Below are 14,374 nucleotides of genomic sequence, written 5' to 3'. Positions count from 1 at the left end.
AACGACAAGGCGCTATGTATCTCCTTTTCGAAGAAGCGGGTGCGTTCAAAACGGGAATCGAACGGACCGCAACGGATGCCTCGGTCCAGGTCGAACTTGCGAGCGGCCGACGCGTCAAAGTCAAAACGGCCAACGTGTTGCTGCGCTTTCGCGAACCCAATCCCGCTCAACTCCTGACGGAGGCCGAAGCGCTTGCCGAAACCCTCGATATCGACTTTCTCTGGGAAGTGAGCCCCGAGGAGACGATCTCGTTCGAGACCCTTGCCGAAGCGTACTTCGGCAAACAAGCCTCGGCGGTCGAACGGGCGGCGATGTTGCTGAAGCTCCACAGCGCCCCGATCTACTTTCACCGCAAAGGGAAAGGTCTTTTTCGCAAAGCGCCACCGGAGATCCTGCAAGCGGCACTGGCTGGACTCGAAAAAAAACGCAAGCGTCAAGCCCAGATCGACGCGTGGCGCATCGAACTGCTCGCGGGGAAGATTCCCCCCGAATGGGCACCGCTCCTTGACCAGCTCTTGTACGCGCCCGACCGCAACCAGATCGAAACCCAAGCGCTCGAAGCGGCGGCAACCGAACGCAACACCACACCCACGCGGCTTTTGATCGACCTTGGTGCCGTTGCCTCGACCCACGATTACCACTTCGGGCGTTTTGCTCGGGAGCTCCTCCCCGAAGAGACCGCGCCGCCCCATTGGGACGAAGCGCTCGCTACCGCCTGGTCGTCGTTGCCGCAAGCCGATGCCCCTGCCTTTTCGATCGACGACCACACGACCACCGAAATCGACGACGCGTTCTCAGTGCTTCGCCGTGCCGACGGCGGTTGGCGCGTGGGGGTCCACATCGCCGCGCCTGCCCTCTCGATCGCCGACGGCACCGAACTCGACCGCTGGGCGCGGAAACGCCTTTCGACCATCTATATGCCGGGGCACAAAATCACGATGCTCCCCCCAAGCGCGATCGCCCCCCATACCCTTGCCGAAAACCAGTGGGTTCCGGCGCTCTCGCTCTATTTCGACCTCGCGCCGTCGCTTGCGCTCGAACGCACCGAAACCCAACTCGAACGCGTCTTCATTGCCGCCAACCTTCGTCTGAACGCTCTGGAGCCCCACTTCAACGAACAGACTCTGAGCGACGGGCTCCCGGAACCTTTTCCCTGGCGTGACGAACTGAAACTCCTGTGGGACGTCGCCACTGTTTTCGAAGCGGGACGGGGCAAACCGTCGGTACAAAACGGCATCGTCGACTTTCTCTTTTACGTCGATTGGGCAATCACCACCGAAGACGGCCCAGGGTTCGTCACGCTGGTGCCTCGCCCCCGCGGCGCGCCGCTCGACAAACTGGTCAGCGAATGGGCGATCGCCACCAACGTCCGTTGGGGCGAATGGCTGCGCGCGCACGACGTCGCGGGGATCTACCGCGGCCAACCACCCGGCGAGAAGGTCCGGATGTCGATCCACACCGAACCGCATGAAGGCCTTGGGGTTCCTTGCTACCTGTGGGCCACGTCGCCGCTGCGTCGCTACGTCGACCTCGCCAACCAGCGTCAATTGCTCGCCACCCTGGGGCACGGCGAACCGCTCCCAGCGGATCGCTTGGCAGAGCTCATCCCCGCGTTCGAAACCCGCTACGCGCAGTATCAAGAGTGGCAGCGGCATATGGAGCGCTACTGGGCGCTGCGTTGGCTGCGTCAAGAGCGCGTCGAAACCACCACCGCGCTCGTCCTGCGCGAAAACTGGGTCCGGCTCGAAAGCGCGCCGCTCGCGGTAAAAGTTCCCTCGCTTCCCCTCCTGGCGTCCGGCACGCGCGTCCGCATCGCGATCGAAACGGTCGATCTCGTCGACCTCGACCTCAAGGTTCGGTACGTTGCCACCGTATGAGCGACGCGCGCCCCCCCACCCTGGTTCGGTTCTTGCTGATCTCGGTCGTCGCGCACGCACTCCTCTTTTCCCTGACTTTCGTCGCGCCACCGCCGCAACCTGCCGTTCGCCACGACGACTCGTTACAGGTCGTTCTGGTCAATGCCCGCACCCAGCACGCACCCGAAACAGCCAAGCGCTTTGCCCAGGTCGACCTCGACGGCGGGGGCGAATCCTCCACCCCGGCAACCCCCACCGCGCCGCTGCCGCCGCTACCCGATGCGCAAGCGGAAACGACGCTTGTCGAACAGCGGGCCGCCCCCGAAGCCGCGAAACCCACCGAAGTCGATCACTCAACGCACTCGGCATCGTCGCCAACCGCTCCGCTTTCCCGCCCCGCACCGCAACCGCAACCGAAACCAACGCCCCCAAAGCCCCCCAAACGCACGGATCACGCTCCGGCACCAACCGAAACGGGCCGCGCGCCGCACCCCACCGAGCCGCTGCGCGGCATCGACCTCCTCAACGCCGCGCAGACGATCGCGCAGTTGCAAGCGCAGATCGATCGGGAAACCAAAGCGATCGCCGAGCGCCCCCGCGTTCGCCACGTCGGCGCTTCGACCCGTTCGCACCTCTATGCGCTCTACCTCGAAGCGTGGCGCCAAAAGGTGGAACAGATCGGAACGCTCAACTACCCGAGCGAAGCTAAGGGCAAAATCTACGGTTCGCTCATTTTGCAAGTAGCGATCGATCGCGAAGGAAGGCTTGTCGATGCGAAGGTGGTCCGTTCTTCCGGCCACAAGGTGCTTGACGACGCGGCGCTCAGAATCGTTCGCCTGGCGGCACCGTTTGCGCGCTTTCCGCCCGAAATGGCCAAAGAGACCGATATCCTCGTGATCACCCGGCGCTGGACCTTCACCCGCAACGCCCGCTTTGCAACACAATAGCCCGACAATTTTGGGAGCACGACCGATGACCGATCGTTACGCCGTCTTTGGCCACCCCATTCACCACAGCAAATCCCCGTTCATCCACAGCGCGTTTGCGCAGCAAACGGGACAGGATCTAACCTACACCGCGATCGACGCGCCTGCCGAAACGTTCACGACGGCAGTTCGAGCGTTTTTCGCCGAAGGCGGCAAAGGGGCGAACGTTACCGTCCCGCACAAAGAGGCCGCGCTGGCGCTTGCCGACGACGCAACGCCGCGGGCGCAAGAAGCGGGCGCGGCCAATACGCTCCTTTTCACCGCAGACGGGGCCATTTACGCCGACAACACCGACGGCGTCGGCCTCATTCGCGACCTCACGAACCGCTGGGGCCTATCACTCGAAGGGAAACGGATTCTACTCCTTGGCGCGGGGGGCGCCGCGAAAGGGATCCTTGCCCCGCTCATCGCGGCGCGGCCGCGCGCAATCACGGTGGCCAACCGCACGGCGGCGCGCGCCGAAGCGCTGACGACCGCGTTTGCGCCGCTCGCGGTTCGATTTGATGTCACGCTCACCACACTGCCGTGGGCGCAACTTGTGCACCGAGAAACAACGCCACCGTTCGACCTCGTGCTCAACGCGACAAGCGCAAGTCTCGCGGGCAGCACTCCACCCCTTTCGCGCGCGCTTTGGGCACCAGACGCCGTTGCGTACGACCTGATGTACGGCGCCACCCCGACACCTTTCCTGATGGCCGCGCAGCAACAGGGGGCCGCGCGGCTGATCGACGGCCTGGGGATGCTCGTCGAACAGGCAGCGGAAAGCTTCTGGTTGTGGCGCGGCGTACGCCCTGAGACCGAACCGGTATTCCAGGCGCTCAGGACGCAGTTGGCCGCATCAACCGCGTGCTAGTTCGGCAAAAACCGCTTCCGCTGCCGCGATCGTCGCCGCGATCTCCGCGTCACCGTGCGCTGCGGAGACAAAACCCGCCTCGAATGCGGACGGCGCAAAATAGTGCCCCCGCGCCAACATCCCGTGAAAAAACCGCTTGAAGCGTTCGCCATCACACGCGGTGACCTCGGCGTAAGAGGTCGGCACCTTCGCGGCGAAGTAGATCCCGAACATCCCACCGACGCTGTCGGCGGCAAACGGCACGCCTGCCGCAGCCGCCGCTTGCGTGAGCCCAGTGACCAGTTTCGCAGCGTTGGCCTCGAGCGCATCATAGAATCCGGGTTGCGTGATCAGATCCAACGCCGCGAGTCCTGCCGCGACCGCAACGGGGGAGCCCGAAAGGGTGCCTGCTTGATAAACGGGGCCGAGCGGCGCCAGATGCTCCATCAACGCCCGTTTGCCACCAAACGCGGCAAGCGGCATCCCGCCGCCGACCACTTTACCCAACGTCGTGAGGTCGGGCGTCACCCCGGTAAGCCCCTGCACCCCGGTGAGCCCCACGCGAAAGCCGGTCATCACCTCGTCGAAAATCAATACCGCGCCTGCGCGATCGCACAACCGGCGCAGCGTCTCCAAAAAACCCGGAATCGGCCGCACCAGATTCATGTTGCCCGCGATCGGTTCGACGATCACCGCGGCGATCTCGTCACCGCGCTCAGCAAAGAGCGCTTCGACGGCTGCGCTGTCGTTGTACGGCAGCACCACGGTCTGCTGCGCGATCGCCTCCGGCACCCCCGCCGAGCTGGGATGGCCGAAGGTGAGCGCTCCAGAACCCGCCTTCACCAACAAACTATCGGCGTGGCCGTGGTAGCACCCTTCGAACTTCACCAACAGCGAGCGTCCCGTCACCCCACGCGCCAGGCGGATCGCGCTCATCGTCGCTTCGGTGCCGGAACTCACCAGCCGCACCATCTCGAGCGACGGCAGCAGCGCACACAGCCGTTCGGCGAATTCCACTTCGCGCACCGTCGGCGCCCCAAACGACAAGCCGTCGCACGCGGCCGCCCGTACCGCTTCCACGATCTTCGGGTGCGCGTGGCCGGCGATCGCCGGCCCCCAAGAACCCACGTAGTCGATGTAGCGCACGCCCGCTTCGTCCCAGACGAACGGCCCTTCCCCCCGACGCAAGAATCGCGGTGTACCGCCCACGGAGCGAAACGCCCGTACCGGCGAATTGACCCCGCCTGGAATCACCTGTTGCGCTCGGGCAAACCACGCTTCATTGACATCCATCTTCAGCTCCTCGTTTCGGTTCGATCTGTTGCGAAGGGCAATCGCATTGCCAGCGGTCGAACGCTTCCCGCCACGCGGCAGCGCGCACCGCAACCGCGCTCAGCGACGGTTGCGCGAATAGGTCTGCGATCACCGCAACCCCGTCTACTCCAGCTGCGAGCAACTCCGGCACCCGCGCAAGCGTCACCCCACCGATCGCCACCCGCAGCACACCCAACGCGCGCGTCGCCGCAAAAAGCGAAAGCGGCGCGGTCTGCGCGCCGGGTTTGGTTTGGGAGGGAAAGACCGCACCAAACGCGACGTAACTCGCCCCTTCGGCAACTGCCGCTTCGGCGCGCAGCCGCGACGCGTAACAACTCGCCCCGATCACTGCTTGCGGCCCCAACCGCTGCCGAGCCTCAGTCAGCGAACCGTCTCCCTGACCCAAATGGACACCGACTCCAAGGCTTTGCGCGAGACGCCAATCGTCGTTGATCACGACCACCGCCACCCCCGCCGCTGCGGCACGGGCACACAGCCATTCGGCCTCTTTCTGGCGCTCCGAAAGCGTAGCGGCCTTGTTACGGTACTGCACCCAATCAGGCCGCGCCTCGAGCGCTGCTGCAACCCGTGCCCGCCACTGCGCACCATCGGGGTCGTCTGGAGTGATCAGGTACCAAAACGGGCGGGCGGTGGCATGGCGCGCGAATGCTGTCATCGATCTTGGCAAAGTGCGGATTATTTCTTATTATACCGCTTCCCCTCCCCCTCTGCCTGGAGGACGCGTTGGCCACCGTGCTCGTCATCGATGACAGCAACACCATCCGCCGCAGCGCCGAGCTCTTTTTGCAATCGGCAGGGCACCACGTCATCTTGGCGACGGATGGTTTCGACGCGCTCACCAAAATCGTCGGCAATCCCCCCGATGTGATCTTCATCGACGTGATGATGCCACGGCTCGACGGCTACCAAACCTGCGCGCTCCTCAAAAAAAACGACCGTTTCCGGCACATTCCCGTGATCATGCTCACCTCGAAAGACGGGGTTTTCGACCGCGCCCGCGGCGCATTGGTCGGTTGTGACGAATACCTCACGAAACCCTTTACCAAAAGCGAACTATTGGAGGCGGTCGCCCGCCACATCACGTAAGGAGTCAACCCGCTATGGCCATCAAACGTGTTCTCATCGTCGACGATTCCCCCACCGAACGGGCAGCGTTTCAAGAAATCCTGAGCGATGCCGGTTACGAAACCATCCTTGCCGCCTCAGGCGAAGAAGGGATCGCGCTCGCCAAAAGCGAAAAACCGGATGCGATCATCATGGATATCGTGATGCCGGGGCTGAACGGCTTTCAGGCGACCCGACAGCTTTCGCGCGACGAAGCCACGCGCGCAATTCCCGTGATCATGTGTACCACCAAAGGCCAGGAGACGGACAAAATCTGGGGCATGCGGCAGGGGGCAATCGCCTACCTCGTCAAACCGATCGACCCGGCGGCGCTTTTGGACGCACTCAAACAACTGGGTTGATTCGATGGCCAAACGGACCGACATCCGCCGTTTTCAGGAAACGCTGGCGCAAAAGCTCGCGGCAGCGCAGCACCAGAGCGAAGGGATCGCCGCGCGCTGGCTCGGCGTGATGGTCGGAGCCCAACCGGTGCTGCTCCCGCTGTCGGCCACCGCGGGCGTTATCCACGAATTCACGCTCACGTCCACCCCCTTTTCCCCGCCCCACTTGCGCGGCCTCACCAACGTCCGTGGGGAGCTCCACGACGTGCTCGATCTCGCACCGCTCTTCACCCAGACCGAGACCCCCCTGAGCGGAACCGCCCGCCTCGTCGTGTTGCAGTCTGCGATCGCACCGCGCACTGCGCTGCTTGCTGCGCGGGTCGTCGGTCTTCGCCGCCCTGAAGCGATGCGACCGCTGGACCATTCAACGCCTAAAGAAGGCGTTGTTGCCATGTGGCAAGAAAGTGAGGACCCCAACGCCCCCGTCTGGCAAGAGATCGATTTGCCCTTCTGGCTTCGTCAAGCCGCCCAGGCCTTCACCACCGAACCCCTGCACGAGTGAATCACCCACGAAAGGAATCGACGGCCATGCTTCAGTCGCTGTTTCAACGCTCCAAACGGCACTCCCCCCCCCGTTCCATCCCCGCTTCGCCGTCCAGCACCAGCGGCTGGGATCTGTTCCGCGGCCCCGCGATTGCGCTCGTCATCACGTTGCTCTTCACGCTCGTCGCTTTGCGTTTCGTCTCTGCGCCAGTCGAGATCGCCGAAAAGCAAGACATGCTTTTGCGGGAATTCGAAAACGCACTGCTACCGTTCCAAAACGCTTTGACGCAATTGACCACGAGTGGTCGCAGCACGACGCCGCTGGAAACGATCGCCAGCGAACAGGAGGCCCGTTTGCAGCAATTGCGCGAAAGCGTCGCGGCATTGCGCGATACCGTCGGGTTCGCCCTTTGGACGGAGTTTGGCGGCAACCGCTCCGAACAAATCGAAAACCATCTCGCAGCGCTCTACCAACAGTGGCAGCAGGCGCAGCAAGAATTGCGCACTTTGTTGGTCGCCAACCAGACAGTTGCCGATTTTCGCGCCCAGCTCACCGCAATCAGCCAAGCAGCCGACAACCTCAGTGAAGAAGCGAAAGCGATCGCGGCACAACTCGAAGACCGCACTGCTGCACGCGAACTGCTCATGACCGCGCTCACGGCGCAAAACGTGGCGCAACAAGCCAACCGGCTGCTTACCGCTGCCCCGGCCGACCGCGAAGCGCTGCTCGCGGCGCTGGAAAGTGAAATCGAAAAGCTCGGCTCACTGGCGAACGACCGGAACCGCAGCGCCGTCCCCTTTGCGCTCAAAGACCGGTTCGATGCGCTCGTTGCCGCCGCCCAATCGTTGCGCGACGACGCAACGACCCTACTCAACGCGGCCGCCACCTATTTCGTGCAGCACGACAGTGCCGCATTGCTCCAGCAGTGGATTCCACAGCTTCAGCAGCAAGCGAACACGATCTACACCCTGGTCGAGCTCGAACTCGAAACCGGCCGCTCGGCAACCAACTTGATTCTCATGCTCACCGGTATCGCGCTCGTCGGGATCTTCGTCCAGGTAGTGAAGCGTTACGTCGATTTCCAAGCCGCGCAAAGTGCGAAAGAACAGGCCGAACGGGCCAAAGCGGAAGCGGAACACCGGCGGACGCAAGAAGCGATTTTGCGCCTCCTCAACGAAATGGCCGACCTCGCCGAAGGGGACCTCACCATTCGCGCGACCGTGACCGAGGACGTGACCGGGGCGATTGCCGACTCGGTGAACTTCGCGATCGAAGAGCTTGGCAACCTCGTGCGCCGCATCAACGAAACCGCTGAAGCAGTGGCGCACGCAACGGCACAGACGCAAGCCCGCTCGACGAACCTCTTGACCGCTGCGCAACAACAGTCGGAAGAGATCGAAGAAGCAGACGCGATCACCCAAGAAGTGGCGCAAGCGCTTTCCCGGGCGGCGGAAAGCGCCAACCAAGCGGCGCAGGCGGCACGCCGCTCGCTCGAAGCGTCGCAAAAAGGGACGCTTGCGGTGAACCAGTCGGTGGAAGGGATGGACCGGATCCGCGAGCAGATCCAAGAGACCGCGAAACGGATCAAACGGTTGGGCGAATCGTCGCAGGAGATCGGCGAAATCGTCGAACTCATCTCCGACATTACCGAACAGACCAACGTGCTCGCGTTGAACGCCGCGATTCAGGCCGCTGCAGCGGGGGAAGCGGGACGGGGCTTTTCGGTGGTTGCCGAGGAGGTGCAACGCCTTGCCGAACGTTCGGCGGAAGCGACGAAACAGATCGCCGCGATCGTGCGCACCATTCAGACCGACACCCACGAAACCATCGCCGCGATGGAAGCGACCACGCAAGAGGTGGTGCAAGGGGCTGCGCTCTCGGAAGAAGCCCGCCGCGCACTCGACGAGATCGCGACAACCTCGCGCGAGACGGCTGCGCAGATCGCGCGGGTGGCGCAAGAGATCCAATCCCAAGCGCAGCGCGGTGAAACCATTTCCCGCCTGATGCGCGACGTCTTGACGCTCACCCAAACCACCCGCTCCGGTACCGAACAAACCGCCGAAGAGATCGCGCGGCTTGCCGACCTAGCCGCGGAATTGCGCGGTTCGGTCGCCGGGTTCCGGGTCTAACCGAGGGAGTTTTGCGACGTGCCTCGCATCGACTTCGACGCGCTTTCCTGGATCGCCGACGAAATTTCCCGTTCGCTGCAAGCGGCGCGCACGCTCGTCGCGGCATGCACCACCCACTTCGACCCAGCCAATTTACGCGAAGCGCAAACCCACCTCTTCGCCGCAAAAAGCGTGCTCGAAGTCGCAGCGATCGAGCCCCTTCCTCGGTTCCTCGCGCTTTTGGAAAAGGCGATCGACACCCTCTTCGATGCTCCGGACCTTTCGTCCGCCGCCCTCGCAACTGTGGAGCGAGCGCTTGTCGCGGTCGAAAACCTCTGGTACGAACTGACGCACCACCACCGTTGGCAGTCGTTACGGCTCCGTGACCCCTATCTGGCACTTGCGCAATACGTCAAGGAAACCCACGCGCATCCAGCCGATCTCTGGCCTTTTCCGTTACCCAAACCGGGAGGCACACCGCAGATCCGCTCGTCCGAAGCAGAAGAGGCCGCCCGAACAAAACTCCGGCACCGCTTCACCCGGAGCCTTGCGCGTTGGCTCAAAACGGGCGACCCCGTCGCGCTCTTGCCCGCCCGAGAAGCGCTGGTCGGTCGCCTCGTACTCGATGCGGGCCGCGACGACGAGCCCCTCTGGATCGCCGCGACGGCATTCGTCGAAGCGCTCATCCGCAAGCAACTCGATAGGGACCCCGAGTCGCAACGACTCCTCCGTTTGCTGCAGCGGGCGCAAAAAGGACCGCTCACCGCGGAATCCCGTCTGACGCTCTTTCGCCAATTGCTCTTGCCGCTTGCGGCAAGCGCGCCGCAAACGCGCCTGCAGCGTCTCATCCACCAATATTGGCACCCGCACGATTGGCTCCAAGACGCCGAGCTTCCGCTACCCGAGCGGCCGTTGATCGAGCTCGACCAGGCATTGATCGCTGCAACACAACACGCCCAAGCGCTCTGGGAGCAAGAAGCCCCGTGGCCAGAGCGGATCGAAGCGCTCTTTGCGGTCGCACGCGCACTCTACGACCGCCCAGACTCTGAGATCCAAGCGCTGGCAGCCGCGTTGGAGACCTTTGCTCAGCAGTTACCCGACGCTGCGACGACCGACCCACAGCGCTCCCTTCTGCTCGCAACCACGCTGCTCGCGCTCGAACGGGACGCCCAAGCGGGAACCCTCACCGCAGCGCAGTGCCGCCCGCTCGTCACCCAATGGCAAGCGGCGCGCTCTGGACAGCAAAGCCGCACGGACGCACCCACTTTGGTCGAATCGGACGGATCGCTCGCGCAAGCGCTCGACGCCGAAGTCATCCAACTGTGTGGTGAGATCGAGCACGCGCTCGACACCTTTTGGCGCACCCCCGACGCGACCCTGCCCCTGAAAGCGATCAAGAAAGCGCTCGACCAGTTGGCCGCGATCTGCGTCGTCTCCGACCACACCGCGCTGCTTTCCGAAATCGACGCGGTTCGCGACTGGTTGCAAACCGTCGCTGCGGGCAAACAGCGCTTCGACCCGCAAAACCCGCTGATCGCCAAGATCGCTACCTGGGCGCAACGGATCAGCCAACCTGCCCTGCCCAGAGACAGCGAACCGAATCCCGACCCCATCCCGTGGGATCGCCTCTTTCCCCAGCACCCGGCGTCTGTCCCCGCGACAGAAGCCACCGCGACCGATGCGACCCAGTCCAAGCAGGTCCCCGTGCCACCGCACGAACCGCGAGCCGAGGCACACGAACCCCTAACCGACGTGCCCCAACCGGCACCGAGTGCCTCCCCTGTGGTCACAGCGCACGACCCTAGCGCCGCAGACACGAAAGCCGACGAAACCGCCGAGCTGCGTGCGATCTTCCTCGCCGAATGCGACGAGATCCTCGCGGCGATGGGCGCCGCCCGCGCTCAGCTCGAACAGCAACCGACGAATCGGGACGCGCTTACCCAATGGCGTCGGCAAGTCCATACCCTCAAAGGCAGTAGCCGCATCGTCGGCTTGACCCAACTCGGGGAAACGGCGTGGGAGGTAGAGCAGACACTCAACCACTGCCTGCGCCACACCGACTTCGTCCCCTCGGCCAACTTTCTCGCGTTCCTGGCGAACGCGGAAAACGCGTTCGCACAAGCCGCCGCAACGATCGCCCAAAGTGGCGAAGACCTCCCCGTCCCAATCGCGGAGCTGGTCGAAGCGGCGCAGCGCTGGCGCGCAACGCCACGATCAGAAAGCGAAGCCGCTAAGTCCCAACCCACCACTTCGTGCGCCGAAAGCGACGCAGAGCGCGGCGAAACCGCCACGCCCGAACCCGTTGCACCGCAGTCGCAGGAACCCCCCACCTCCGCCAAGGAAGAACACGCGCCGCATCCCGATTGGCACACCATCGATTTCGAACCGGAGGCTGCCGCAACTTCGGAACCTGTTCCCAGCCAGCCGGCACCCCCCCAACCCGACCGCTATTTCACCTTTGGCAACCGCAAAGTCTCGCGCGCCATCTTCGAAATCTTCCGCACCGAAGCGCGCGAACATCTGGCCACGCTCGCACGCTTCCTGCACGACCCCGAAACCCCTTCGGACGCTGTCGTGCGTGCTGCCCATACCCTGGCCAGCATTTGCGGTACCGCACAGATCCCTGAAATGCACGACTTGGCCCGGGCGTGGGAATTGCGGCTCTTGGCGATGCAACGCGCGGGCGCAGCGCCGAACGACCAAGACCTCACGGTTTTCCACGCAGTGCACTCGGCGCTACACAACGACCTCGTCACTGTCGAAGACGGGAAAATCCCGCCACGGCGTGACGAATTGATCGCCACGCTCGAAACGCCACCCGCCGCTGCGCCAGAACCGTCCGCTGTAGCCACCTCCGCAGTCCCAGCAGAAGCGCCCGCTGCAGCTTCCTCTGAGGGCACGCCAGAAACGCCAGCCGCAGCCACCCCCTCCGCCGTTTCCCCCGCACCGAATCCGGAACCTGACCTGGCGCCTAAAACCGAACCAAGCGGCGAAACGCAGGATCACCTCGACGCAGCGCTCCTGCCGATCTTTGCCGAAGAGGGGCGGGACCTCTTCGCGCAACTCGAAGCGGCGCTCGAACACCTTCCCGAGCCGGATTCGGCGCAACCCGAAACCTTCGAACCGATCCTGCGGCTTTTGCACACCCTCAAAGGGAGCGCCCGAATGGCGGGCGCACTCGCGCTGGGCGACCGCATCCACCAGATCGAACAACACCTGAAAGAGACGCCCGTTGCCATTGCGCAGCGCACGCTCCCCGAACTCGTTGCCGCTGCCCGCGCCCACTTCCTCCAGCTCCTCACCCAACCGACCGAACCGTCTGCCGAAGCAGCACCCGACGCTCGACCGATCACGCTGCCTACCGACGCGCCCGAAACCGAAACGCCGCTTGGCACCACTGCGGTGCTGCCGATGACGCTTCGGATTCCCGCACCGACGATCGACCGCTGGGTCAATGAACTCAGCGAAATCGCGATCCAACGGGCCCGCGCCGAAAGCGAACTCGTCACCCTGCGGCGGGCTGCGACCGACCTCACCGAAAACGTCCAGCGGCTTCGCCACCACCTGCGCGAACTCGAAATCCAAGCCGAAGCGCAACTCCAAGCGCGGATTCAAGTCGCGGAAACGCAACACACCGAATTCGACCCGCTCGAAATGGACCGCTACACGCGGCTCCAGGAACTCACCCGGATCCTCGCCGAAGGGATCGCCGACGTCGGCACGTTGCAACAAGCGATCGTGCGCACCGTCGATGCCGCTGAGGTGAGCCTCCATCGGCAATCGCGGCAAACCCGCGACCTGCAAGCAGAGATCACCGCATTGCGCGCAGTGCCCGTCGCGACGCTGCACGAGCGTTTCACGCGCATCGTCGCGCAAACCGCAGAAACCCTTGGCAAACGGGTCGAATTCGCGCTCGTCGGTGGCGAAACCCGTGTCGACCGCGCGGCGCTCGAGCGCCTCACGCCAGCACTCGAGCACCTCTTACGCAACGCCGTTGCCCACGGAATCGAACCCCCCGACGAACGACAAGCGCGCAACAAACCCCCCACCGGGCGCATCACCCTCACCGTTCAAGCCACCCAAGGGGAGACGCAGTGGGTGCTCACCGACGACGGTCGCGGCCTCGACGCCGAGCGGATCGCCGCCAAAGCGCGTGAAAAAGGGTGGATCGCACCCGGTGAGATCCCAACGGAAAACGAGCTCTTGCGTTTCATCTTCCGCTCGGGCTTCTCCACCGCCGACACCGTCTCCCCGATCGCCGGGCGTGGGGTCGGGCTCGACGTGGTCCAGGCCGAAATCGCCGCGTTGGGTGGGCGCATCGATGTCGCCAGCGAACGGGGCCGCGGGGTGCGTTTCCAGATCCGCATCCCCACCGAACTTGCGCTGACGCAACTCCTCCTGGTTGTGGGTCATGGGCGCCGCTGGGGCATTCCCACCGAATGGATCGTCCATACGCAACAGCTCAAAGCCGACGTGCTCGAACCCCTTTTGGCGGCCGGAACGATCGAACATCTGGGCGAAACCTATCCCCTCGTCGGACTCCACACCTTGATCGCTGCCCCAGAACCGGCGCGCGCAGGGCGCCATTGGGTGATCTTCACGCGGATCGGCGACGAACGGATCGCAATCTGGGTCGAGGCGATCGCCGGCCGCCAAGAGCTCGCCGCGAAACCAACCGGGCCGTTCCTGCGCCGCGTCGGCGGGATCTTGGGTGCCGTGCTGCTTCCCGACGGAGAGATCACGTTGATCCTCCACCCAACTCAGCTCCTCCGAACGGCGCGTCACGCAACCACGCGGCAGCGCACCGCAGAGAGTGCATCCGCCACGGTGCGCGCTGCCACCGCGGACGACGCCAGTTCTGCGGTGCACGAAGCACACCACGCCGCTCCGCTCGTTCTGGTCGTCGACGACTCACTCACCGTCCGGCGCCTCACGCAGCGGTTGCTCGAACGCCAAGGCTATCGCGTCCTGACTGCCAAAGATGGCCAAGACGCGCTCGAAAAACTCGAAGACGCCGCACCGGCTGCGATTCTATCGGACATCGAAATGCCGCGGATGGACGGATTCGAGCTTCTGCGTCACCTCCGTGCCCACCCGACGACGCGTGATACCCCAGTGATCATGATCACCTCGCGCCTTGCTGAAAAACACCGCACCCACGCGTTCGAGCTGGGCGCCACCGACTATTTGGGCAAACCCTACCAAGAGGAGACGCTGCTGGCGTTGCTTGCTCAGCACGCGCCCCTGAGCGCACGCGCTGCCGGTTGA

10 protein-coding genes are annotated in these 14,374 nt (G+C 64.1%); 8 read left to right on the top strand and 2 right to left on the bottom strand.

The features are described from left to right. Positions 1-14: 14 nt before the first annotated feature. Genes ACYQ4Z_RS07955 through aroE form a run of 3 tightly spaced genes read left to right on the top strand, consistent with a single transcriptional unit; the run spans position 15 to position 3,695 of the window. On the top strand, positions 15-1,877 hold the full coding sequence (locus tag ACYQ4Z_RS07955; protein ID WP_459860611.1) for a ribonuclease catalytic domain-containing protein: 1,863 nt from the start codon (positions 15-17) through the stop codon (positions 1,875-1,877). Beyond that, positions 1,874-2,803: an energy transducer TonB gene (locus ACYQ4Z_RS07950; protein ID WP_219972136.1), complete on the top strand. Its 930-nt coding sequence runs from the start codon at positions 1,874-1,876 to the stop codon at positions 2,801-2,803. Before ACYQ4Z_RS07955 ends, ACYQ4Z_RS07950 begins: the two co-directional genes overlap by 4 nt. Before the next feature lie 25 nt (positions 2,804-2,828). Then, the gene (aroE, locus tag ACYQ4Z_RS07945) at positions 2,829-3,695 is read left to right on the top strand and encodes a shikimate dehydrogenase (RefSeq protein WP_219972135.1); all 867 of its coding nucleotides are present in this window, start codon (positions 2,829-2,831) and stop codon (positions 3,693-3,695) included. Here the strand turns inward: aroE and hemL are convergent. Both hemL and ACYQ4Z_RS07935 read right to left on the bottom strand, forming a co-directional pair. Further along, positions 3,681-4,967: a glutamate-1-semialdehyde 2,1-aminomutase gene (hemL, locus tag ACYQ4Z_RS07940; protein ID WP_219972134.1), complete on the bottom strand. Its 1,287-nt coding sequence runs from the start codon at positions 4,965-4,967 to the stop codon at positions 3,681-3,683. The two genes, aroE and hemL, sit on opposite strands and share 15 nt — an antisense overlap. Beyond that, entirely contained in the window at positions 4,954-5,664 is a 711-nt protein-coding gene (locus ACYQ4Z_RS07935; RefSeq protein WP_459860610.1) for a thiamine phosphate synthase, read from the bottom strand. Before ACYQ4Z_RS07935 ends, hemL begins: the two co-directional genes overlap by 14 nt. A gap of 68 nt (positions 5,665-5,732) precedes the next feature. Between ACYQ4Z_RS07935 and ACYQ4Z_RS07930 the strand changes: the two genes are divergently transcribed. Genes ACYQ4Z_RS07930 through ACYQ4Z_RS07910 form a run of 5 tightly spaced genes read left to right on the top strand, consistent with a single transcriptional unit; the run spans position 5,733 to position 14,374 of the window. Continuing rightward, the gene (locus ACYQ4Z_RS07930) at positions 5,733-6,095 is read left to right on the top strand and encodes a response regulator (RefSeq protein WP_349497524.1); all 363 of its coding nucleotides are present in this window, start codon (positions 5,733-5,735) and stop codon (positions 6,093-6,095) included. Between the two features lie 14 nt (positions 6,096-6,109). Beyond that, entirely contained in the window at positions 6,110-6,475 is a 366-nt protein-coding gene (locus ACYQ4Z_RS07925) for a response regulator (protein WP_119335732.1), read from the top strand. A gap of 4 nt (positions 6,476-6,479) precedes the next feature. Beyond that, positions 6,480-7,016: a chemotaxis protein CheW gene (locus ACYQ4Z_RS07920; RefSeq protein ID WP_285614654.1), complete on the top strand. Its 537-nt coding sequence runs from the start codon at positions 6,480-6,482 to the stop codon at positions 7,014-7,016. 26 nt (positions 7,017-7,042) lie between these two features. Continuing rightward, entirely contained in the window at positions 7,043-9,127 is a 2,085-nt protein-coding gene (locus ACYQ4Z_RS07915; protein ID WP_459860608.1) for a methyl-accepting chemotaxis protein, read from the top strand. Positions 9,128-9,145: 18 nt separating this feature from the next. Continuing rightward, entirely contained in the window at positions 9,146-14,374 is a 5,229-nt protein-coding gene (locus tag ACYQ4Z_RS07910; protein ID WP_459860606.1) for a hybrid sensor histidine kinase/response regulator, read from the top strand.

The organism is Hydrogenophilus hirschii, from assembly GCF_054656675.1.
Note: the sequence above shows the minus strand (reverse complement) of the source record. Positions and strands in the feature narration are given on the sequence as shown.